This window comes from Cyclobacterium lianum, from assembly GCF_900143075.1.
GTDB classification, from domain to species: Bacteria; Bacteroidota; Bacteroidia; order Cytophagales; family Cyclobacteriaceae; genus Cyclobacterium; species Cyclobacterium lianum.
Genome location: NZ_FRCY01000005.1, coordinates 117909 through 140106, shown reverse-complemented (window position 1 = coordinate 140106; position 22198 = coordinate 117909). Strand labels below are relative to the sequence as shown.

General features: G+C 44.0%; 16 protein-coding genes. 13 read left to right on the top strand and 3 right to left on the bottom strand.

Features of this window, described 5'->3' with window-relative positions:
• Nucleotides 1-239 precede the first annotated feature (239 nt).
• The 3 genes from BUB19_RS09805 to BUB19_RS09795 form a co-directional block, all read right to left on the bottom strand.
• On the bottom strand, nucleotides 240-2585 hold the full coding sequence (locus tag BUB19_RS09805) for a TonB-dependent receptor (RefSeq protein WP_073094366.1): 2346 nt from the start codon (nucleotides 2583-2585) through the stop codon (nucleotides 240-242).
• Nucleotides 2586-3042: 457 nt separating this feature from the next.
• Complete coding sequence (locus tag BUB19_RS09800; protein WP_317041583.1) at nucleotides 3043-3483, bottom strand: response regulator; 441 nt, start codon at nucleotides 3481-3483, stop codon at nucleotides 3043-3045.
• Nucleotides 3480-3746 (bottom strand): hypothetical protein, encoded by a 267-nt coding sequence (locus BUB19_RS09795; protein ID WP_143155995.1) that lies wholly within the window; start codon nucleotides 3744-3746, stop codon nucleotides 3480-3482. The genes BUB19_RS09800 and BUB19_RS09795 overlap by 4 nt, the downstream gene beginning before the upstream one ends.
• Nucleotides 3747-4071: 325 nt before the next feature.
• Here BUB19_RS09795 and BUB19_RS09790 point away from each other — a divergent pair, with 325 nt between their 5' ends.
• The 13 genes from BUB19_RS09790 to BUB19_RS09730 all read left to right on the top strand — a co-directional run bounded on the left by BUB19_RS09790 (nucleotide 4072) and on the right by BUB19_RS09730 (nucleotide 22183).
• Nucleotides 4072-4536, top strand: coding sequence for a hypothetical protein (locus BUB19_RS09790; RefSeq protein WP_073094364.1), 465 nt, complete (start codon nucleotides 4072-4074; stop codon nucleotides 4534-4536).
• A 357-nt stretch (nucleotides 4537-4893) separates the two neighbouring features.
• Complete coding sequence (locus BUB19_RS09785) at nucleotides 4894-6312, top strand: phytoene desaturase family protein (RefSeq protein WP_073094363.1); 1419 nt, start codon at nucleotides 4894-4896, stop codon at nucleotides 6310-6312.
• Nucleotides 6313-6334: 22 nt separating this feature from the next.
• Nucleotides 6335-6919: a hypothetical protein gene (locus BUB19_RS09780; RefSeq protein ID WP_073094635.1), complete on the top strand. Its 585-nt coding sequence runs from the start codon at nucleotides 6335-6337 to the stop codon at nucleotides 6917-6919.
• Nucleotides 6900-8006 (top strand): HTTM domain-containing protein, encoded by a 1107-nt coding sequence (locus BUB19_RS09775; RefSeq protein ID WP_245802821.1) that lies wholly within the window; start codon nucleotides 6900-6902, stop codon nucleotides 8004-8006. Before BUB19_RS09780 ends, BUB19_RS09775 begins: the two co-directional genes overlap by 20 nt.
• A gap of 374 nt (nucleotides 8007-8380) precedes the next feature.
• A complete protein-coding gene (locus BUB19_RS09770) occupies nucleotides 8381-8761 on the top strand; it encodes a PH domain-containing protein (RefSeq protein WP_073094362.1) in 381 nt (126 codons plus the stop codon).
• A 135-nt stretch (nucleotides 8762-8896) separates the two neighbouring features.
• Nucleotides 8897-10348: a sulfatase gene (locus tag BUB19_RS09765; protein WP_073094361.1), complete on the top strand. Its 1452-nt coding sequence runs from the start codon at nucleotides 8897-8899 to the stop codon at nucleotides 10346-10348.
• Nucleotides 10349-10383: 35 nt separating this feature from the next.
• Nucleotides 10384-11232 carry a sugar phosphate isomerase/epimerase family protein gene (locus BUB19_RS09760; RefSeq protein WP_073094360.1) on the top strand — a complete coding sequence of 283 codons (849 nt, stop codon included), beginning with the start codon at nucleotides 10384-10386 and terminating at the stop codon, nucleotides 11230-11232.
• 46 nt (nucleotides 11233-11278) lie between these two features.
• The gene (locus tag BUB19_RS09755) at nucleotides 11279-13165 is read left to right on the top strand and encodes a DUF4838 domain-containing protein (RefSeq protein WP_073094359.1); all 1887 of its coding nucleotides are present in this window, start codon (nucleotides 11279-11281) and stop codon (nucleotides 13163-13165) included.
• A gap of 566 nt (nucleotides 13166-13731) precedes the next feature.
• A complete protein-coding gene (locus BUB19_RS09750) occupies nucleotides 13732-14868 on the top strand; it encodes a hypothetical protein (protein ID WP_073094358.1) in 1137 nt (378 codons plus the stop codon).
• 245 nt (nucleotides 14869-15113) lie between these two features.
• The gene (locus BUB19_RS09745; protein WP_073094357.1) at nucleotides 15114-15887 is read left to right on the top strand and encodes a GntR family transcriptional regulator; all 774 of its coding nucleotides are present in this window, start codon (nucleotides 15114-15116) and stop codon (nucleotides 15885-15887) included.
• 311 nt (nucleotides 15888-16198) lie between these two features.
• Entirely contained in the window at nucleotides 16199-17455 is a 1257-nt protein-coding gene (locus tag BUB19_RS09740; protein ID WP_073094356.1) for an MFS transporter, read from the top strand.
• Nucleotides 17456-17480: 25 nt separating this feature from the next.
• Nucleotides 17481-18974, top strand: coding sequence for an L-fucose/L-arabinose isomerase family protein (locus BUB19_RS09735; RefSeq protein WP_073094355.1), 1494 nt, complete (start codon nucleotides 17481-17483; stop codon nucleotides 18972-18974).
• Nucleotides 18975-19003: 29 nt separating this feature from the next.
• Nucleotides 19004-22183 carry a SusC/RagA family TonB-linked outer membrane protein gene (locus tag BUB19_RS09730; protein WP_073094634.1) on the top strand — a complete coding sequence of 1060 codons (3180 nt, stop codon included), beginning with the start codon at nucleotides 19004-19006 and terminating at the stop codon, nucleotides 22181-22183.
• Nucleotides 22184-22198: the final 15 nt, after the last annotated feature.

Sequence of the window (22198 nt, the reverse complement as noted above, 5' to 3'; positions counted from 1 at the left end):
TCAAAGTTAATTCAAATCCTACAATCCTGCAAGCGTTGGATAAGAAATTATCGATGGGGGCCTCCAGATATGGAGAATCTAATGTTATCCGACGGGTAATAAATCCAGGAATATTGTTTCAGGCATCTTCAACTCGATGCCTGCTTTTTTATACCCTTTCATTTGTTATCCTATTTCAAATGCTGAAGATGCCTCCCCGTTATTAAGGGTAGTCCTATTGACTGAGCTCATTTTATCAATTAAAACTCTACCCGGTAACTGATCAAAGGAATTAAAGGTGACTGATAGGCTGTTTTGATGGTTCCCTCCATGGGCTCAAAATCGGTTCCGAATATGTTTTTACGGTTGGTGACGTTTTGAATATCCAGAGCCAGAGTTCTGGTTGATTTAGGGCGGTTCCATTTGAGACTTACCCGAAGGTCTGTTCTGAGATAGGCTGGATTTTGCTCTTCGAACGCTTTTCCCTCCTCAAAAACCGTTTCTTTCCGGGCTATTGATTTTTCCAGGTTAATAGGAGTGGTCCGTAATCCTCCGCCATAGATGCTTTTAATGTTCACTCCGAGAATCCGGTTTTTCTTCCAATTAAATGCTTTACCTGCAGTCAGGGTAAGGTTTGCATTTCCATTGTACCGGGTATTTCTCCACTTATTTTCCTGGGTTTTGTAAAGTGAATTGTAAAGCGAAGCGGACAATAAAAAATAGAGGTTTTTGTGGGTAAACTGCTCAAGGGTAAACTCCGCACCATAATTTTTCCCAAATCCTTCATTGATCAACGGATCTGTCACAAAAGACCATTGCTGGTTGATAATTGCGTATGTCTCATTGATGCCAGGCTTGATCGGGATATCGAACAGGTACTGGTAATAGCCCTCGATCTTAATTCGGAGATAGGTATTTAGCCGTCGGTCATAACCCAGCACGACATGATGGGATTTGCTCAATCCAAGGTTTTCATTGGGTTTGATGATCTGCCCGTTTTTCTCCAGTTCGGCAAAATAAGTCCCCAGGGGTTGAACCTGGCTATGCAGTCCATACCCAAGATTTAATCGCTGCATTTCGTCAATGGCATAAGTTGCACTTAGTCTTGGCTCAATGGAATTCGAAGGATTCAAAAGGAGTTGCAGGTAATGCATTCCTACATTCAATGTCAATTTTTTTGTCGCCTTGAAATTAAGCTGGGAGAAAGCCTGAAGACTATGCGTGCTTCCTTTGGAGTCAATGGCTATTTCAATTTGATCCAAGTCCTTGTTATAGCCGTTTTCATGCAGGTTGTAGAACAATTGGTTGGCGTATATTCCGCTTCTTAGATTGGATCGGGAGGAAAGTTTGGCATTCCATACACTGCTGTAAGTTACCTTAGCGTTGCTGAATTTTTCATACGTCCAGCCCTGGTGATGATACTGATCGTTGAGCCGGTTTACCTTATCACCGACAGTATTTCCTGAAGCCAATACGGTGGTTTGGAGAAAATTGGATTTGTTGATCATGTAGGCATGTTTAATGCCTACTGCTCCGGTATGTGAAAAGTAGGTTGAACTGTAGCGGTCGTTTTCTCCTGTCCAATCCAGGGAGTCCTCCTTAGCAAGGCTGTTTTGATCGCTCAAGCCACCGAATCCGAAAAGGGAGAAACTGGTTTTTTCACTTGCTGGGAGATGGATATTCCAGGACAAATCCTGAAAGTTGGTCACGAAGTCTCCAAGGGGAACGCCCATTTTAGACAATAGGGAAAGGGTAGAATAGCGGTAATTAATCAGATAAGATCCGCTGTAATTATTCCCGATTGGGCCTTCAACAGCGATATCCGTCCCTAAAAAGCCTGCCTGAAAAGTGAATTCACGCTTTTCGTTGTTTCCTTTGCGCAAACTGAGGTCGAATACCCCTGAAAGCGCATTTCCGTACTCGGCAGGAAAGGCACTGGAAAGGAAGTCAGAATTGGCCAGCAGTTGAGCACTTAAGATAGAAATTCCACCTCCGGAGCTGCCAGGATTGACAAAGTGATTTGGGTTTGGAATATCAATTCCTTCCATTCGCCATAGTACCCCGTTTGGGCTGTTGCCACGGATTGAAATATTGTTATTGCCATCATCCGTACCCACCACGCCGGAGAAAGATGTGGCCATTCGCCCGGGATCGTTGACTGCCGCTGCGAACTTCCTCGTTTCCTCAACTGAAAAAGTCCTTCCGCTTACCCCAATCATATCATTTACTGTCCGGTCCTTTTCAGAGGCCGCCACCAGAAACTCCTGCATTTGTCCCAAGTTTTCCTCGATTGAAATGTTTAAAACCAATTCTTTCCCGGAGTTGACGAGAAGGTTTGAAAGGACAATTGCTTCATAGCCGACAAAACTCACTTTCAGACTAAGATTGCCTACCGGTACCTGTTCGATTTTAAAATTGCCCTGGGAATCGGCGATCGCTACCATCTGAGGGCTGGTATTCAGTATCACGACTGAAGCTCCCGGCAGGGGCGCTCTGCTTACCCGATCTACCACTTTCCCTCTTATCGTTTGGGTCAATGTTTGAGCGCATAGCGAATTCCCGGCAAAAAAGCAGACAAAAACAAAAGCTTTAGAAAATGTATTCATGCCATCAATATATCTTTTGATTCAATGACACCTTAATGGATTTTTACCCCTAGCCAGCTTTCGGATATTTTTGTGTATTTGAAAGAATTTTACAATAGGCGTTCAACTCAATTTAATTACAGCTGCGGCATACTGGGAATTTGCGGGATGCTGTGGGCTTAAAGCTGTTGACGGCTGAGGGTAGAGCAGGTCTACCTCTGTCCACTTCTTCAGCACAGCGCTCACAGAGAAGGAAAGGGCGTTTTTGAAGGAGGTTCCTTATTCGGGTCCGAGGTAAATGATTCAGGAGCTATGTTTAATACTGGCTGATTACTCTTGATTGGATGCTGAGAGGATTTACAAAGCCTTACCGATCGTTAGCGTAGATTATTTGCCCTGTGTTTTCATCATCAGTACAGCTGGTGGTGAAAAAAAGAGTTACCTGGAGGTTTAGCAAATCCAAAAAGCAGATCAAACATCAATCCCTTGCCAAGGTAGAAAGCTGAAACCAAAAGGCTTCGATTTTTAAAATGGCGTCTAAAAAATCAGTCATGTTTAGTGGCTTTTTCACGTAACTGTTCGTGTGGTACTCATAGGCGAGGTCTATGTCCTTTTGGTTAGCGGAGGTGCTGAGCATGATCACCGGGATCTTTTTGAGGAGAGGATCGGATTTGATGTTTGCCAGAACTTCATGCCCGTTAAGGATGGGAAGGTTGATGTCCAATAGTATCAGGTCTGGTTTTTTGGCGCCCGTATAGGAATCATTTTGGTTAAGAAAATCCAGGGCTTCCTGTCCGTTCTTAACCACGCTGATTTCAGTAATTATTTTACTTTCCTCAAATGCTTCCAGGGTAAGCAGAATGTCTCCTTCATTGTCTTCTACCAATAAGATGTGAGCTGGTTTCGTTGGAATCATCATTCGTCACGTTTTTGAGGAAAAAGCAGGATATTTTCAGGAAACTTCCAAATACCAATGTCACTTTTTTCCAGTCCAGGTGTCCATTTCAGAGCATATATGGCTTCTGAGATACGGCAATTTTTAAAATTAAACCGGGTATCACTGATTGCTATTCTTTTATCAAATATAGTACTGCCACTGGTATAAAATACCCTAGTACACTTAAAAAAAACACCTTTGGATAGGCTTTTATTCTCCTGAAACGCTACCATTTTGATTTTCACCAGTTTGGAATTTGATTTTCGGAAAATATGCGATCAACTTTTTTGCCGAATCTACGTATTTGTTAATTGTCATTCATGTTCGGTTTATGTTGAGCGATACCGAACCTATACAGGAGCAGTAAGTAAACGGAAGGGTAAGGACTAACTGACAGCCGCAGGCAGGATCGAAATGGCAGGTGCTCAGAGACCCTGGGATACGGCATAGTAAGAAGATATTACAGGGCAATGGGAGGGTGGCCTCATAAGCCCTGAAAATCAGGGATGCGGGCTGTGCGGTCTGCCCAACGTCTCGCATTTTGAAAGAGAAAATTAAATTAATAAACCCATGATTAAGTTACTGTTGCTTTCTGGTACTTTATGGATTTGTCTCAATTTTGCTTCCGCCCAGAGTTTATTGGGTTTTAAAGTGGTTCCGGGCAATTTAGGTCAATCCAACCTGCCACCTGTTGGGTCAAATTACACGGCAATAGGAAAGGCTCCATTTTTGGCCTATGCTGACATTAGTGAAATACAACAATCCTTTTCCTATAAACCCAGGGCTCTAACCAATAAAATCGAAAAGTCAGGTCATCGCCATCGGGGGGACAATGCAATAGCGGAACAATACAATATGCCTATCATTGACCTTTCTAAAGGATTTTCTTCCGATTTGCCCATTAAAAAGTTTCCAGAAGATTTCCCTTCCAGAATGCCTATAATACCCGGGAAGGGGCCGAAATCGGAAATGTTTCCTGAGGGTTTGAATAATGGCGGTGTTCCAATTGTTGTTCCTGAATCCAGGAGGCCTTAGATCTTGCGAAGGCCCTCTTTCGGATCAAATTACCTTTTCTCCATGCTTTTTTTATAGACAAGCATCGATAACAGCCCTATATTTCAAGAAATCTTTTTGGGAGGTAACTGTTTTACAAAGTGCCGTCGGCAAATCCAAGGATAATATGCAATAATAGTTCAATTCAATCCCTTTTGTTGTCTGGCGCTCTGCTTGTCCAAAGTTTTTTAGACCATGCATGGGTTTTAACAAGTTGCAAAAGGAATTTTATATCCATTCCAAAAATTTTTCAATAGTAAAAGCGTAATTATTGGATAAAATCTAATATTTTTTTCATTGAACTAAAAAACGCAGTAAATTTACGCCAAACACGCAACAATGGATACTACTTATGATGCCGTAGTTGTTGGATCAGGTCCAAACGGACTTTCAGCGGCGATTGTTTTACAAAAGCATGGATTAAATGTTCTTTTAATTGAGGGAAAAGAAACAATTGGGGGGGGGATGCGAACGATGGAGCTTACGCTTCCCGGTTTTAAACATGATGTTTGTTCGGCAATCCACCCCATGGCAGCAGCAGGTCCATTTTTTAAGACCTTACCGCTTGCTCAATATGGACTTGAATTTATACACCCCAAAACGCTGGCAGGACATCCGTTACCGGATGGGACAGTAGTTTCCTTACATCGTTCCCTGTTCGAAACCGCTGATCAATTGGGCAGGGACACGAAATCCTATATTGAATTATTTAAACCACTTGTAGATCATTGGGATGCTTTGTCCGCCGATATTTTATCACCGTTAAAAATCCCGGATAATCCAATAAAGCTTGGTTCTTTTGGGATTAATGCGCTTAAGCCTTCCACTTACCTCGCCCAAAAATTCAAAGAAACCAGAACCCGGGCACTTTGGGCAGGGATGGCAGCTCATGGTATACAACCGCTCACCAATATCGCTACATCAGCTATTGGAATGGTGTTGATGGCAGCTGGACATTATGGTGGTTGGCCAATGATAAAGGGAGGATCTCAAAGCCTGGCAGATGCTTTAGCCAATTATTTTAAAGCTATCGGAGGCAAGATTGAAACAGGGAATATGATAACTAACCTAAGCCAAATTCCTGATTCAAGATTGGTGATGTTTGACCTTAGTCCAAAACACCTACTAAAAATTGCCGGAGAAAAGTTTTCTAAATTGTATTGCTGGCAACTGAATAGGTTTAGGTATGGAATGGGTGTTTTTAAAATGGATTTTGCGCTTTCCCAGCCCATACCCTGGAAGTCCGAAATGCTTAGGCAGGCAGGAACAGTTCATTTAGGAGGGACGTTGGAAGATATAAAAAAATCAGAGAAACTGATCTGGGAGGGCAAATATAGCCAAAATCCCTATGTGCTTTTATCCCAACAAAGCCTGTTCGATAAAACCCGTTCACCAGATGGGTATCATACGGCATGGGCCTATTGCCATGTGCCTTCAGGATCTGAGGTTGATATGTCAGGCAGTATTTTGAGTCAAATTGAAAAATATGCACCTGGCTTTAAAGATTCCATAATTGGGAAACATACTTTCAACAGCAGGGATATTGAAAATTATAACCCCAATTATATAGGTGGAGATATCAATGCAGGGGTTCAGGACTGGTCTCAGATATTTACCAGGCCAGCTCTGAGGATTTCTCCCTATAGAACCTCTTTCAAAAACTTTTACATTTGCTCTGCATCCACCCCACCAGGAGGTGGGGTTCATGGGATGGGTGGTTATTACGCTGCAAAGAGAGCAATTAAAGATTTATTTTAAATTTTCGGAAAAGGCGAACGATATGAAAAGCTTAATAAAGAAATATAAAATTACTTTGGTCTTCTATGGATCTGTTATTTTTCTTTTAGTATCGATGGTATTTGCAAGGTTGGTGAGAGAGCCATATCCAAGTTTAAACATGCCCGCCTTTACGAGAAGTGGAATAAATGATGGCCTTTTACCAGCCAGTTATTTTGAGATTATTTATTTGAACAAGGATGAAGAGGTGTGGAAAGGGAATTTACAGGACCTTTTTAATCCACAAAATTTGGTAAGATACAGGAATAATATGCATTTCATTTTCTTCAATCAGGCCGGAACAAATCTGGAAGAATCTAAAAGGCAAAAGCGAAGAATAATATCGTTAATTCCCGGTGGAGTTAAAATCCATGATACTTTAAAAAAATGGACAACAAATAATGTGATTGGGGGAGCAGAGAAAGAAATACCTAAACTAATGTATAAAAGGAGACCTTTTGAATCTAACGAGGTCACTGGTTTTGTGGTCAATGAGTACAAAGAATATTATCACCTGGTGGATGGGTTTCAATATAGAGAGATTGTTAGACAAAAAGCATTTTCATTTGATGATGATATTACAAATTAATGAGAAAATTACCCGTTGGCTTGAAAATACCTGGAAGCCTACTTTTTTTCAGCTAGGGCTAACCAGGATTTTATTTTGTCTTGGGTTTTTTATTTTTGACCTTCCGCAATTTATTGAAATATCAGGTTTTGAATTGGTGTTTTTTGACCCACCTGTAGGACTCTCTCTATTGATCGGGCCAATTACTTCAAGTGATTTTTGGTGGACGTTTGATTTGATGTTGAGAATCGTTTTTGCCTTTTTATTAGTAGGGTTTCGAACGAAGGCATCATCTGTAATTTTTGGATTACTCTTACTTTTTGGTTTTACTTATGTCTACAGTTATGGGAAAATTAATCATAACATTTTCCCCGTTATTTTTCCAATAATTATGGCATTCACCAATTGGGGAGGGGCGCTCTCGATCGATTCGATAATGAATAGAACAACAAAAATCGAACCCAGGGGATGGCCATTAACCTTTCTTTCTTTTTTATTGGGATGGGGTTATTTTACGGCAGGTTTGCCAAAACTAATCGGAGGATGGTTGGATCTTTCCTACTCAACTACAGCTGGTTTTATGTTAAGAAGGTATTATTCAGGTGCAGACCCATTGTACTTAAACGAGTTTTTTGTAAAACTGAACAATTTATTTATTTATAAAGTGTTAGACTACAGTACTTTGTTGTTCGAATTGGGGTTTATATTTACAATATTTTGGTCTGCCTTATTTTTGAGAGCTATTGGAATGGCAGCCATGTTTCATCTAGGGGTATTATTGACAGTAAATATACCTTTTTCACTACACGTCCTGGTATTCTTACCTTACATCATTTATTTTTTTTGCGACAATACAAACCAATTGTCAGAAAAATTCCAGCTTTTTTTTATCCGGAATAAAAAAATATTTTTACCAATCTTTTTTATTTTAGCTTTTGTAATTGTCAGCGACTACTATCCCAAACTATTTCAATTCCACCAGCATTTCATATTATTTCTAATTTGCATTCCCTCGATATTTATGGTTTCTCCAAAAATTGTACGTGACTTTTTTAATAAATTGACCAGACGATTAGCGAATAATTTAATCAAATTAGGAGAATCTTAGTTGATCTCTTTTTACTTTCCTCCTTGTTTAGTGTAGGGCCTGGTAGGAATATACTTAAGACATTTTAAAGTTCTTTTGGGCTATTATTCTTGGGAATAAGCTTGGTAAGTTGCGAAAATAGAGCATTAATCTGCCTTTTTCCATCCCCTGCCGAATCTTTTCAAAATGGGATAACAAGGTATTATTCCCGAATTTCCCAATTTCCGATATTTTCCTATTTTAAATTTTCACGGTTTTCCCAGTAACTCCAACTACTAAAGAAGGGCAAGGGTTAAAATCAGTTATTATACCTTGAGAAAACAGTTTTCCACATAAAAATGAGTAGATTTATTCTTGTAAATTAAATCTAAACAGATACGCTGATAACCAAGGTTATGGGAATATTCAATTCAATATTAGGCAATGCAGGTGCCGTCAATAAAGAAAACCTCCAAAGGGAATATGGAAGAATACTGACTGCAGAAGAGCAAATAGAAACGGGGTTTAAGCTTTTCAGGGATACGTTCATTTTTACCAATAAACGACTGGTCCTTGTGGACAAGCAAGGACTTACGGGAAGAAAATCCGAATACCTTTCCTTGCCTTACAAGAGCATTTCCCGTTTTAGCATAGAGACGGCCGGGACGTTTGATTTGGATGCAGAATTAAAAATATGGATCTCCAGTGACCCACAGCCTGCGGTAAGTAAGAAGTTTAATAAATCTGTGGATGTCTATGAAGTACAAAAATTACTGGCGGGTTTTGTACTTGGGTAATCGACACGGTCAGTTGCCTCGAGCCTCCTTTTTACGGCTTTGTGTATCCCTTTAACCTGGCAAGCCAGAATAACTGATGATGGAGAAAATTTCTTTTGTTTAACGATAATTTTCCGGAAACATATACTATTACTCATGAAAAACCCGATAATAATCTTTCTGTCCACTTGCTTTATTTTGCTGTCCTTTCCATCAATGTCACAGCAACGGCCAAATATCGTGCTGATTATGGCCGATGACCTCGGTGGCAGAGACTTGCCGGCCTATGGGAATCGATTCAACGAGACGCCCAATATTGACAAATTGGTCAGTCAGGGGATGCTTTTTCACAACGCTTATACGGCTCCGGTTTGTTCGCCAACCCGGGCCAGCATACAAGCTGGTCAATATCCCGCCAGAGTAGGCATTTTCGATTTTATTCCCGGTCATTGGCGTCCGTACGAAGAGGTTACCGTTCCCCATCACCAGGTTCAGCACCTGCCAGATAAGATCATTACGATCGGCAATGCCATGCAATCGGCAGGCTATACCACCGGTTATTTTGGCAAATGGCATTTAGGAAATAATCCCGAGCACCTGCCCCAAAACAGGGGATACGACAAAGCCCATATGTATGCAGGTGGTGGCTTTTACCAGCCCCGATTTGTTCCGGAGTATACATCTGCTGAAGGAGCCCGACTGAGTGAAACCCTCACCAGCATGGGTGTTGATTTCATCGCTGAGAATAAAGAAAATCCATTTTTTCTATTCATCTCTCATTACGATGTGCATGTGCAGCTGGACGCAGACAAAGACCTGGTTGAAAAATTCCTCAACAAACCAAAAGATCCGGATTATGCAAGCAATGCCGTTTATGCGGCGATGATTTCTCATGTGGACCAAAGTGTAGGTGCTGTCATGGAAGCCATTGATGAAATGGGTCTGGCGGATAATACGGTATTTATTTTCTATTCCGATAACGGGGGAGTGGATAACCGGTTTGACAATGTCCCACTCCTGGGAGGTGACAGCAAGGAGGTCTATCCGGAAGGTCATCCCCTCCGCTATATTGCCACAAACAATGCGCCGCTTCGCGCAGGAAAGGGAACGCTATATGAAGGAGGGATCCGTGTTCCGTTGATTGTTCGCTGGCCCGGGAAGGTAGACCCTGGGAGTACTTCTGAGGCAATTGTCTCCAGCGTAGACTTTTACCCTACTTTTTTGGACCTGGGAAAGGGGGCAAGACCACAAAACCAGGTACTTGACGGTTTTTCAATGGTGCCGTCTCTGACGGAAAACAAGTTTGACCCGGAGCGGGAAGTGTTTACCCATTATCCCGTGTATCATCACGAGCAGCCCATGTCTGCCCTGAGGAAAGGACCTTGGAAAATCATAGAAAACCTGGTTTCCGGGGAGTTTGACCTGTATAACCTGCGTTACGATGTCAACGAAATGACGGACCTCAAATTCAGTTATCCCGAAAAGTTGGCTGAAATGAAGTCAGCTTTAAAAAAATGGCAAACGGAAACCAACGCCCAAAACCCGGTGACTAACCCTGACTTTGACCCGGGCAAAAGGTATGAATGGGGTACTAATCCTTTCCGGTAATTGAAAAAATCCGTTTTTGATCAAATAAACATACTATGGGAAAGAAAATATGGGTATTCATTGCCTTACCAGTACTTTTGCTGGGTATGGCCAGCGTGGTAAACGACCCTGTTCGCAACCTGTTCGTAGAAAAGAACGACTGGGGCATGGGCGTAGCCTTGTACTCCTTCAACAGGTTCCCTTTTTCCAGCTCCTTGGAAAAAGCGAAAGCTGCCGGAGTAACTTACGTAGAAGGTTTCGATTTCCATAAAATGGGTAGCGATTTTGGAGACAAAGCCATGACCGATCTTAGCTCATCAGAGGCAAAAGCAGTAAAAATGCTATTGCGGGATAAGGGATTAAAAATGAAATCCATGTACGTTGGAACAGCTCAGACTGAAGCCGACTGGCGCAAAGCCTTTGAACTGGCCAAATCCTTGGAGGTCCAATACCTGGTCACAGAACCCAAAAGAGAACATTGGGATCTGGTGGATGAGCTTGCCGGAGAGTTCAGCATTAAAGTTGCGCTTCACCAGCATTCCAGAGAGGCCGGAAGTATTTACTGGCATCCGGATTCGGTATTGTCAGCGATCAAAAACCACCCTAATTTCGGTGCTTGTGGAGATTTGGGGCACTGGGTCAGAAGCGGACTTAATCCCGTGGAAAGTTTAAAAAAGCTCGACGGTCACCTGATGAGTATTCATCTCAAGGACCTGGATGCTTATGGGCAATCTGCCAAAGACAGGATGGTGGGCGAAGGGATCATTGATTTCGAAGCGGTGGTTGCCGAACTCAGAAGGCAGGGATTTGAGGGGGAGGTATATGTGGAGTGTGAGCATAATATGGAGGATAACCTGAAGGATGTAAAGCATGCGGTAACCTATTTTGACAGTCTAAGTCCTTGAGGCAAGTTCTGTACTTTCTTTTCAATAAACGCAAACCCAATTTGTCATGTACGCCAAAGTAACTCATTTTACAATCATTTATCTGCTTGTGGCTGTTTATACCGGAGGTATGTCTCTGGCTCAGGATTTAGGCCTGGTGGAAAAGGGAAAAAGCGAATACCAGATCGTGCTTCCCGAGGATGCGGCTGTTCAGGAGATCCAGGCGGCCAAGGTTTTGCAGGATTATTTGCATCGCATTTCAGATGCCACTATACCGGTACATCACGATGATGGAAGTATTTCCGAATTGGAAATCCTCATTGGAAAAGTAAACAGGCCTGAGGTTGATGGTTTATCTCTTGAAGAACTTGGACGGGAGGGCTATTATATAGGGACCCGGGGCAGGAAACTGATCATCCTGGGTGGACCTGAGAAAGGCGTGATCTATGGGGTATACGCCTTTCTGGAAAATTACCTGGGTTGTAAAAAGTTCACTTCAGAAGTGGATCATATTCCCAGGCAATCTACCATTCACCTGGGGCAGATTGATGAGATGGAAATTCCGGTTTTCTCTTACAGGGAAGTCTTTTATAATGATGTTTATGACCCCGAATTCATGGATTGGCACAGACTCCATTCTTTTTCCGGCAAAGGATCCTCCCCGATCGCCTGGGGATACTGGGTGCATACCTTTCACCAACTGCTGAATCCTGAAGAGTATGGGGAATCGCATCCGGAGTATTTCAGCTATTATGACGGAAAACGCCATGCCGGGCTGGTGCCATCCTGGGATGGCAAAAGTGTACAGCCTGAGGCCCAGCTTTGCCTGACCAATCCTGATGTTTTGGAAATTGTCTGCGAAAACCTGCAAAAGGCAATCGATGAGAATCCCGAAGCAAAATACTGGTCTGTAAGTCAGAATGACAACGTTAACTACTGCCGCTGTGAGCATTGTGCAGCGCTGGATGCACAGCACGCGGCATTTGCACCGGAAGAAAAAATGTACAAAACGCATGGTAGCGAATATCCTGCCCTGGGGATGGGTTCCATGCTCACCTTTGTCAATAAAGTGGCCGAAAGGTTTCCGGATAAAATTATTTCTACCCTGGCCTACCAATATACCCGCGTACCCCCAAAGGAGCTGGTGCCTGCAGACAATGTGAATATCATGCTTTGTAGCATAGAGAGCACGAGAAACGAACCCCTTGAGTCGGGAGATCCGGCATTCAGCGAAGACCTGAAAGGCTGGGGTAAGTTGACAGATAATATTCTGGTCTGGGATTATAACATTCAGTTTTCAAATCTGATTTCCCCCTTTCCAAACCTGCGTACCCTTCAGCCCAATATCAGGTTCTTAAAGGAAAACCGGGTAAGCGCCGTTTTTGCTCAGGGAAACATCCAATCCGGAGGGGAATTTGCTGCTCTGAGGGCTTACTTGCTGACCAAATTGGTCAATGATCCGGAAGTAGATCTGGAAAAGGAAATGACCGATTTCTTACTGGCTTATTATGGGCAGGCAGCCGGACATATAAAAGCCTACATCAATCTACTGCATGATCACAACAAGGGTTTCACCGGGAGGAAGCTATCCATCTTCGGTAGCCCTGAGGAGGAGCAGGACTCATTCCTCACTCCGGACCTTATACAAGCGTACAACGGAATTTTCGAAAAAGCCGAATGGTCAGTGAGGAATTATCCGGATCAACTTGAACGTGTCAGGTCTGCACGATTGCCGGTAAGCTATGCCATGCTGGAGATAGAAAAAGAAAATGAGGCTGAGCAGTGGGAAATGTTGGATTCAGGGGCAAAAAGGAAGTTGCCTAAGGAAATAAGCGAACTGCTTTACGACTTCATTTACCACTGTTTTCGGACCGATGTAAGCCGGCTTTCCGAGTGGCATACCCCCCCGAAGGAATACCTGGAAAAGTATTCAATGGTCAGTTCAAAAGACTGAGTCAATCTTTACCATTTACTGCGATTTCGGTTATTACCTGGTATCATGCTCCCCTCCGGTAAGAATTTTCACGTTCGCAACTTTGGAATATTGGAATTCCACTACTGATGAAGAAGATGCCCGGTGGCTGTTTACGATGCAAACCGGCCCCGACCCACAATCCATGCCAACCGAAATGGCGGAAAGTAGGGTTAAAAGCTATTGATGGCTCGGGAACAATCAGGCGCGTTCCGGGCCGAAGGGAAACCGGATAACCAGTTGATTTTTTTAAATGGTTTAAGCTACTACGCTTAAGGTCCCTGTTAGGAGTTGATTTCGCACATTTCGGCGGCAGACGGGTCTATTGGTGAGGATTCGTACTTTCTAAAGGAAAAGAATACCGAAAACTAACAGAAGGTTCAGCTATAGCGGAATGCTTAGCGAGGGCGAAGAAATGTAATAACTAGTTTATTCAAAAAGATGCGAATAAAGCCAAGGTATACAGCCTAAAAACCATTAAATTGCTCCTACCAGATAGCGTCCAGGAGGTGGGCGATTTAACCGTTTATATGCTAAACCAATTTCAAATGATCAATTTTCGTATTTTTTTATTATCAATGGTGGTATTGGTCTATGGGTGTAGCGACCAGACGAACCTCTCCAGCAAAAGTTCAGAGTCAACCGATTGGGAACTCGTGATTCTTGACTCTATTCAAGTAGATTACCTGGGGAGTGTTGGTGGTGGAGATTTTAGAAATGGGAAAGGGGTGTTTTTTAATTTTCAGGAAAATAAATTGATTGAGTTTGACTCCACTGGAAAGATTCATTATGAAAGGTCTTACCCAACGGATGGCCCCGGAAAAGTTCTATACCCAACCCAACTACGGTACACGGATGACGGGAGGCTTTTTGCAGCGAGTTTCGTGGGATGGTTGTACGAGCTAAATAGGGATTTAACGTTGAAGCAAGAAATAACCCTTCCCTTTCCAAGCCAAGCAAACGACGGAGGGGGCTTTTTTCGAAGTTTGGATTTTTGGAATGATTCCTTGATCAGTTACTATCCTGGCAGAGATGGGGCAAACCCTTACGATCCATATTTCATCCGAGACCATTTTTTGTTAGAAAAAATTGATTCGAAAACAGGAGGTTCGGTACCACTAATCAAGATCCCGAGTACCTCTAGATATTCCTCTGATAAATTCTTTGAAAGACCTTGGATCCAATTTGGGATTTCGGGTACCAGACTTCACCTGGCATTAAGCAATGAACCGATGATTCATGTCTTTGACCTTAATGATGGAGGTTCTTACCTACACACGGTAAACTTTAAACCGTCAAAGTTTTTGGATAATGGCGAACACCAGGAGAAATATCAATATATCTCTGGAAGCAGAATGCTTGATGGGGCGATAAGACAGCTTTTTGTTACAGAAAAAGGGACAGTAGTTTACTATGAAGAAGGAATAGACGAAGAAATATTCGTGCAAAACGAATTAAACCTTCCAAAAAACTTCCCCAAATACAAGGATTTTCAGAAACAGGTGCTGAAAATCATTTCTCCAGATACCATTCTTTCCAATGAAATCATTGTTCCATACCGAATTGGGAGAATTATGAATATCGAAGGGCTAGACAAGCCCTTTTACGCCCTCAGGGATGATGACTTTGTCGGAGAAGAGCAGGAATACATCACGTTTTATAAACTTCTGTTGGTGAAGAAATAAGCATCTGCATGTTAATTGAAATTATTTTTATCATAAACCTGCCCAATTGAACTATTAAAATGTGGGTCATGAGGGCGATAAGTCATGTTTTTAATTCCTGACGTGGTGTTTGAATCATTTTAATTTACTTTTGCAGACCTAACACATGCTGCCTGCAATGCTAACGGGCATTGGGCAACAGCGGCCTATTGCTAAGAAGCACGTTAACAAAATATCAATAAATACCTTTTTTAAAACCACAACAGATGAAACCTAAATTCGTCAAGATCAGCGATTGGATAATTGATAAAATCAGGTCAGGGGAGCTTCTCCCCGGCGATAAAGTTCCATCGGAAAACGAACTGATCCAAACTTTTGGCGTCAGCAATACGACCGCCCGTAAAAGTCTCCAGCAGATCGAATCCAAAGGCTATGCCCAACGCATCAAGGGTAAGGGTACTTTTGTATTGAACAAAACCGAAGACCATCACCTGCTTCGGGTATTGGGTTCTATAGACGCAACGAGACGAGGGTTTGACGAAGGACTCAAGGTGGAAGGCTTTCAGCCAAAGACGGTGGTATTGGAAAAGACCATCCTGGATCATGGTATTTCGACGGAGATCAGCGGCAAACATTACATCATGGAGGGACCTGTGCTGAAAGTGCATCAGTTGAGGTATGCAGATGACCTGTTGCTCAAGGACGAAACCAAATACATCTCCATCAGGCTCTGTCCCCGGATAAACATGCTTTCAACTGATTTATCCTATTTTAAAGTGTACGAGGACAAGTACAATCACAAAATCTCTGATATCAAACAAAACCTGAGTACCATTATCCTTCCTTCTGATGACAGTACCAATTATTTTGAAGCCCCGGAAGCCCTGCCGGTTTTCATATTGGATAGTGTGGTAATGTGCCAACCCGGAGACGTGCTGGAGCTGGAAAAATCATTGTACCGCGGTGATAAATACAAATTTGCCATTATTGCGCATCCGGAATACAATGAGATTGTCCATTCTGGAACAAAAAAGGTCTGATTTTCCTCGAATATTTTTTCTCACCACCTGGATTTTTTTCTTTACCTATTTCAGAATCATATTTGGGTTTTAGGATCAACAGCTCTTTCCCTCAGGTGATTACGTTAAAACTTTGATCATTTCCAGTACCTTCTTTACCTTGTCGATTTCTATCATAGTGCGTTAGGATAAATTTTTACCTACAATAAAAAATAGATTTATATTAGGTAAAAAACCTTTTTATCAAAAATATGTACCAAATAGATGCCTGGTTCTTGTTTTTTAGGTTCAAAGGTCATATTATTGCTTTTATAACTTAGAGCGTTAAGTAAATGAACCCAAAAATCCGTTGGTATATACTGGTGCTGGTGTTTGTAGCCACCGGCCTGAATTTTCTGGACAGACAAGTCTTGTCCATGACCATCATCAAGATCCAGGAGGAGCTGAATATTTCTGATGTGGAATACGGCTGGGTGAATACCGGATTTTTGATCAGTTATGCGCTGATGTTTACAGTAGGAGGTCGCCTGATAGATAAGGTAGGAGGAAAGTTGGGGCTGGGCCTGTCGGTCGGCATTTGGTCGATCGCCAGCGCGCTTCACGGGGTAATGAGCAGTTTTTACCATTTGCTGGGATTCAGATTTCTTCTGGGCATGGGAGAGGGGGGGTGTTTCCCCGGGGCGGCCAAGACGGTGTATGAATGGTTTGGCGAAAAAGAGCGGGCCCTGGCCAATGGAGTTGCCATTGGTGGTGCCGCAATCGGCGCAGTGGTCGCTCCTCCATTGACCATCATCATATCCGGCCAGTATGGCTGGCGTTGGGCTTTTATTCTTCCGGGTATTTTTGGGATCATCTGGGTGATCGCCTGGTTTTCCACATCCTGGAAAAAAAGCCTGCAGAACCTCGACCGTAAAAAATCAGTAGAGCCCCAGCGAAGCCAGCAATTGCCTCTTTCAAGCCTGCTTAAAATCCGCACCGTATGGATTTTTATACTGATCCGGTTTTTATTGGATCCGGTGTTTTACTTTTTGATGTTTTGGGTACCCAAGTACCTCAATCAGGAAAGAGAACTGTCGTTCGAGCGGATTGGAGAATTGTTTTGGATTCCATTCCTGGCCCTGGGCATTTCAAATATACTGGGAGGCTGGTTTTCGGACAAATTGGTGGCCCGTAACCTGTCAATCAATGCCGCAAGGAAATGGGTAATGGGTTTTGCGGCTGCGGTCACTTTGGTGGCACCGTTTATCTCCATCGTCTCATCTGTAGAAGTGGCCATTTTGCTCATGTCACTGATGATGCTTGCACACGGTTTTTGGATCACCAATTACATCACAGCCATTACAGATGTTTTCGGCAAATACGCAACCTCTACGGTAGTGGGGCTATCGGGTACCGCCGGGGCAGTATCCGGTATGATACTGAATCCGGTAATCGGATGGGTGGCCCAAAATTACGCCTATGGCCCCTTATGGCTGGTCTCCGGGATCATGTACCCGCTTGCATTTGTCATATTGCTGGTTTTTGTACCACGGATTACGGCAATGGCCTTTGACAACAAGCTGTCCTTACCGGAAACGAACAAAAGATAAAATTTTAATTTTTAACGATAGAAAAATGAACAAGCCGACAAATGACATGAATCGGGAAGCTGAAAGCCATCAACTCGAGCGGCGAATGGAATCGAAACCCAGAATAGGGGTTTTTGGGGTTGGATACTTCAAATACTGGTCTCAGTTTGAGGGTTTACTTGAGGACCTGTTGAAAAAGCAGGCGGTCTTTCTGGAAAAGCTTCACGCTCATCAGGTGGAGGTCGTGGATTTTGGACTCGTAGACGATGCCCAATCCGCCTATGCCCTGGTGCCAAAACTTAAATCCGCTGATCTGGATTTGATTTTTTGTGACATGCTCACCTATGCTACCTCCAGCACCTTTGGAGCGATCATCAAAAATATGGAGGTTCCCATCGTACTGGTAGCCTTGCAGCCGGATAAAGCGATGGACTATTCCAGGGCATCCACCTACATGCAATTGTACAATGACGATATCTGTTCCCTTCCGGAATTTGCCGGCGTAGCCGTACGCCTGGGCAAGCAGGTTCCTGAGGTCATAATAGGTACCTTGCACGATGATCCGCAGGCTGAGGCCTTGATTGGCGAGTATTGCAGGATAGCGAAGGTATTGCATGCACTTAAAACAGCCCGGATAGGGCATATCGGCCATCCTATTGAAGCCATGCTGGACATGCATACCGATGCGACCATGCTTACTGCCCATTTTGGGGTGCATGTGGTCCAGTGCGAGGCCAACCAGATCGTTCACCAGTATGTCAGTGGGCTCAATGAAGTTGAGGTCAGGCAGGAGGAAGAACGTATTCTCTCGTTTTTTGACACACCGGATCCGGTATCCGATCCCATATCAGAAAAATTAAAACCTGCAGATTTGAGCGTGGCCGCAAAGGCATCCCTGGCACTGAAAAAATTTATCGCCCGGGAGGAGCTGGATGGACTGGCTTATTATTACAACGGCGAGGACAATAGTGATACCCAACTGGTCATGTCCAACCTGATCGTTGGCAATTCCCTGCTTACCAGTTCCGGATTTCCCATGTGCGGGGAGTCAGATCTAAAGACCTGCCTGGCCATGTTGATCATGGATCGCCTGGGAATAGGAGGAAGCTTTGCGGAGTTTCATCCCGTGGATTTTAAGGAAAACTTTGTACTGGTAGGTCATGATGGTCCTCACAATATCTCCATAGCGCAGGGAAAACCGGTATTGAGAAGTCTAAAAAAATACCATGGCAAGCCGGGTTTCGGCGCAGGCGTGGAGTTCAAGATCAAGGAGGGCCCCATTACCATGTTGAGCATAGGGTCTACGTATGAAGGAAAATTCAAATTTGTCATCGCCGAGGGCGAGTCGGTCGAAGGTCCGATCCCCCCAACCGGCAACACCAATACCAGGGGTTTCTTCAAACCAGATGTGAGGACCTTTCTCACCAGGTGGGTCAAGGAAGGGCCTACCCATCATTTTGCGCTGGGGATCGGCCATCATGCCGGCAGCATTCAGAAAATAGCCAATTACCTGCAGATCGAATCGGTAATTGTGTCTTGAACCAAGAAAATAACCAAAACCAAAATACCATGAAAACAGCTTTCAAAATTTCGGCGGTTGTACTGTTGCTGGGGATTTTTCCCGGACATTACAACCTGTTTGCGCAAGTCACCGAGCGGCTGAACATCAGCGGGACAGTGACCGCTGCTGAAGATGGCAGTACCATTCCGGGAGTAACCGTCCTGGAAAAAGGAACCTCCAATGGCACCGTGACAGACATTGACGGACAATTTCAGATTGCGGTAAACAGTACCAGTTCTGTTTTGATTTTCTCCTATGTGGGCTATGTGACACAGGAAGTACCTGTGGGAAGCCAGAGCAATATTAATGTCCGCCTGGCGACGGATCAGCAGCAACTCAATGAAGTGGTGGTCGTAGGCTATGGTACCCAAAGGAGGAAAGACCTGAGCGGCTCCATTTCCAGGATCACATCCGAAGAGTTTTTACAGCCTTCCTCAGTCAGTTTTGACCAGATGCTACAGGGTAAGGTACCGGGGGTACAGATCAACCAGACCACCGGTGCACCCGGGGGTAATGTGAATATCCTGGTGAGGGGTGTAAGTTCCATCACCGGCGGCAACCAACCGCTCTATGTCATTGATGGCTATCCGGTGGATGGCGGAGGCAACTCGGATATGAGCAATTATGGCGGATCTAGTTTTTCATCGGAAAACATGGCCTCCAACACTTCCAACAGGATCAACCCGCTCACCTCTATAAACCCATCGGATATCGAGTCCATTGAAATATTGAAAGATGCTTCTGCCACCGCCATCTATGGATCCCGTGGCTCAAATGGTGTAGTAATCATTACCACCAAGAGAGGGTCCTATGAAAAGGCACAAATCAACCTGGACATTTCCCATGGCTACCAGGAGGTGGCCAATAAGCTGGATCTGATGAATGCCAGGCAATACGCAGATTTTGTAGCAGATGGCAGAGACAATGCCTGGGTATATGCAGGAGGCAATATTGATGATCCCAATGAGGTCAGAAGTGTGGCTACCCGGGTAAGGCCGGAGTTTCGGAATCCCTCATCCATTACTACCGACACCGACTGGCAGGATGTCATTTTCAGAACAGCACCGGTCAGCAATATTCAGCTTTCCTCACGTGGAGGCACTGAAAATACCAATTTTTTTATCTCGGCGGGCTATTTCTCCCAGGAAGGAATAGTGATTAATTCAGACTACAATCGTTTCAATCTGCGCGTCAATTTTGATGCTCAGATCACAGACAAAATACGTGTGGGAACCTCAACCTACGGTTCATACGGTTATGGCCGTTTTGCCAATACGGAATCCCATTACGGACAGGGAGGCTTGTTGTCCAATGCCCTTGCCGCCTCACCCACAATACCGGTTTACGATGATGAAGGAAATTATTACTTTAACCAGGCGGATGTAACCGATGGACTGGGATTTCTGGCCAATGTACTGGCCGTAAGTGAAGGAACCCAGGACAGAAGAAAGGTGATGGACGTATTTACCAACAATTACCTAGAGGTAGATATAACCGAAAACCTGATGTTCAGGACTTCTGCAGGAGTAAATTTTAGTTCTAACAATACCCGCCTGTGGCGCTCAAACGCTGTGCCTTTATATACTTCTCTGAACTACCCGGCCACTGCCGGTGCTACCAAAATAGAGAATCTGAACTGGCTGAATGAAAACACTTTCACTTATAACCGGATAATAGACAACAGGCATTCGCTGAATGCAGTAGTCGGGTTTACAGCCCAGAAAAACAGCAGCGATCGGCTTTCTGCAGGAGCTTCTGATTTTCCAACCAACTATGTGACCTACCTTTCAGGAGGAATTGTAAATGCAGGTACCCAAACCCTGAATGAATGGTCGCTGCTATCTCTAATGGCAAGGGTTAATTATTCCCATGATGACAAGTACTTGTTTACCGCCACCGTAAGAAGAGATGGTAGCTCCCGGTTTGGCAGTAATTACAAATGGGGATCTTTCCCATCCTTCTCTGTGGGATACAATATCTCTGAGGAGGAATTTCTAAGCGATGCCGATTTCCTGAGCAATTTGAAGCTTAGGGCCAGTTATGGGATTTCGGGTAACAATCAGATCGGTAACTATACCCATATCGGCTTGTTGAATACTACCCGCTATATCAACAACAGCGGCTTGATCCCGGGCCTGGTGCCAAGCAGCCTTGCCAACGATGACCTTACCTGGGAAATTTCCAGGCAGACTAACTTTGGATTGGATCTGGGGTTATTTCAGGATAGGGTAAATCTGACGGCAGACGTTTACCGAGATCTCAAAACAGACTTGCTTCTGGCGGTTCAGTTGCCAGCGGCTTCCGGGTTTACCAGTTCTACCCAAAACATCGGGGATATTGAAAACAGAGGCCTTGAACTGGGTCTGAATACCGTTAATATCAATCAAACCAATTTCGGCTGGAACAGCAATTTTACCTTTACTGCGAATAGGAACAAAGTATTGAAATTGGCTACCGAAGGAGGAAGAATAGCGACATCCGGGTTTCAGGTCACACAGGTGGGCTATCCCGTATCCAGTTTTTTCCTGATCAACAAGCTAGGTGTATTCATGACGAGTGAAGAGGTCGATGGTGCCGCATTGTTTCATCCCAGGACGCAGGCAGGAGATCTTAAATTTGAAGATGTGGATGGCAATGGCGTGATCAATCAAAACGATCGCAAAATAGTGGGCGATCCCTGGCCTGACTTTGTATGGGGTATGGACAATAATTTCAGATGGGGCGCTTTCAGCTTCAATGTTTCCCTGGTTGGGTCCCAGGGAGCGCAGACCTATCTGATGTCCGGCGGCTCTCTGATGGGTTCAAACAGCGTTCAGAATGGGTTGGCCATTCAGGACCGGAGGTGGAGATCCGAGGAGGATCCCGGAGACGGGATCATCCCCCGGGCTATCCGGAGCAACCATGCCAACGGTTTTGGTACCTCGTCCAACTTTCTCTTTGATGCCTCATTTGTGAGGATCAGAAATGTGATGCTCGGATATGAAATGCCTCAGGAACTGGTGAGCAGGTTTAAGCTAACGCGATTAAATGTATATGCCAACGTAGCCAATCTGTACACCTGGACAGATTATCCCGGCTATGACCCGGAATCTACTACCACGGGAAGCAATGTGGTCAATGCCGGGCTGGATTACCTGAACTACCCGCTTCCAAGGACTTATACCCTCGGCCTCAAAATAACCCTGTAACCTAAATTAAAACTG

Bases quoted from the DNA above. Each gene is read 5' to 3' on its own strand.
- BUB19_RS09765 (WP_073094361.1), top strand. From the start codon at position 8,897: ATGAAAAACCCGATAATAATCTTTCTGTCCACTTGCTTTATTTTGCTG.
- BUB19_RS09805 (WP_073094366.1), bottom strand. From the start codon at position 2,585: ATGAATACATTTTCTAAAGCTTTTGTTTTTGTCTGCTTTTTTGCCGGG.
- BUB19_RS09790 (WP_073094364.1), top strand. From the start codon at position 4,072: ATGATTAAGTTACTGTTGCTTTCTGGTACTTTATGGATTTGTCTCAAT.
- BUB19_RS09770 (WP_073094362.1), top strand. From the start codon at position 8,381: ATGGGAATATTCAATTCAATATTAGGCAATGCAGGTGCCGTCAATAAA.
- BUB19_RS09740 (WP_073094356.1), top strand. From the start codon at position 16,199: ATGAACCCAAAAATCCGTTGGTATATACTGGTGCTGGTGTTTGTAGCC.
- BUB19_RS09785 (WP_073094363.1), top strand. From the start codon at position 4,894: ATGGATACTACTTATGATGCCGTAGTTGTTGGATCAGGTCCAAACGGA.
- BUB19_RS09775 (WP_245802821.1), top strand. From the start codon at position 6,900: ATGATGATATTACAAATTAATGAGAAAATTACCCGTTGGCTTGAAAAT.
- BUB19_RS09800 (WP_317041583.1), bottom strand. From the start codon at position 3,483: ATGATGATTCCAACGAAACCAGCTCACATCTTATTGGTAGAAGACAAT.
- BUB19_RS09735 (WP_073094355.1), top strand. From the start codon at position 17,481: ATGAACAAGCCGACAAATGACATGAATCGGGAAGCTGAAAGCCATCAA.
- BUB19_RS09750 (WP_073094358.1), top strand. From the start codon at position 13,732: ATGATCAATTTTCGTATTTTTTTATTATCAATGGTGGTATTGGTCTAT.
- BUB19_RS09760 (WP_073094360.1), top strand. From the start codon at position 10,384: ATGGGAAAGAAAATATGGGTATTCATTGCCTTACCAGTACTTTTGCTG.
- BUB19_RS09745 (WP_073094357.1), top strand. From the start codon at position 15,114: ATGAAACCTAAATTCGTCAAGATCAGCGATTGGATAATTGATAAAATC.
- BUB19_RS09730 (WP_073094634.1), top strand. From the start codon at position 19,004: ATGAAAACAGCTTTCAAAATTTCGGCGGTTGTACTGTTGCTGGGGATT.
- BUB19_RS09755 (WP_073094359.1), top strand. From the start codon at position 11,279: ATGTACGCCAAAGTAACTCATTTTACAATCATTTATCTGCTTGTGGCT.
- BUB19_RS09780 (WP_073094635.1), top strand. From the start codon at position 6,335: ATGAAAAGCTTAATAAAGAAATATAAAATTACTTTGGTCTTCTATGGA.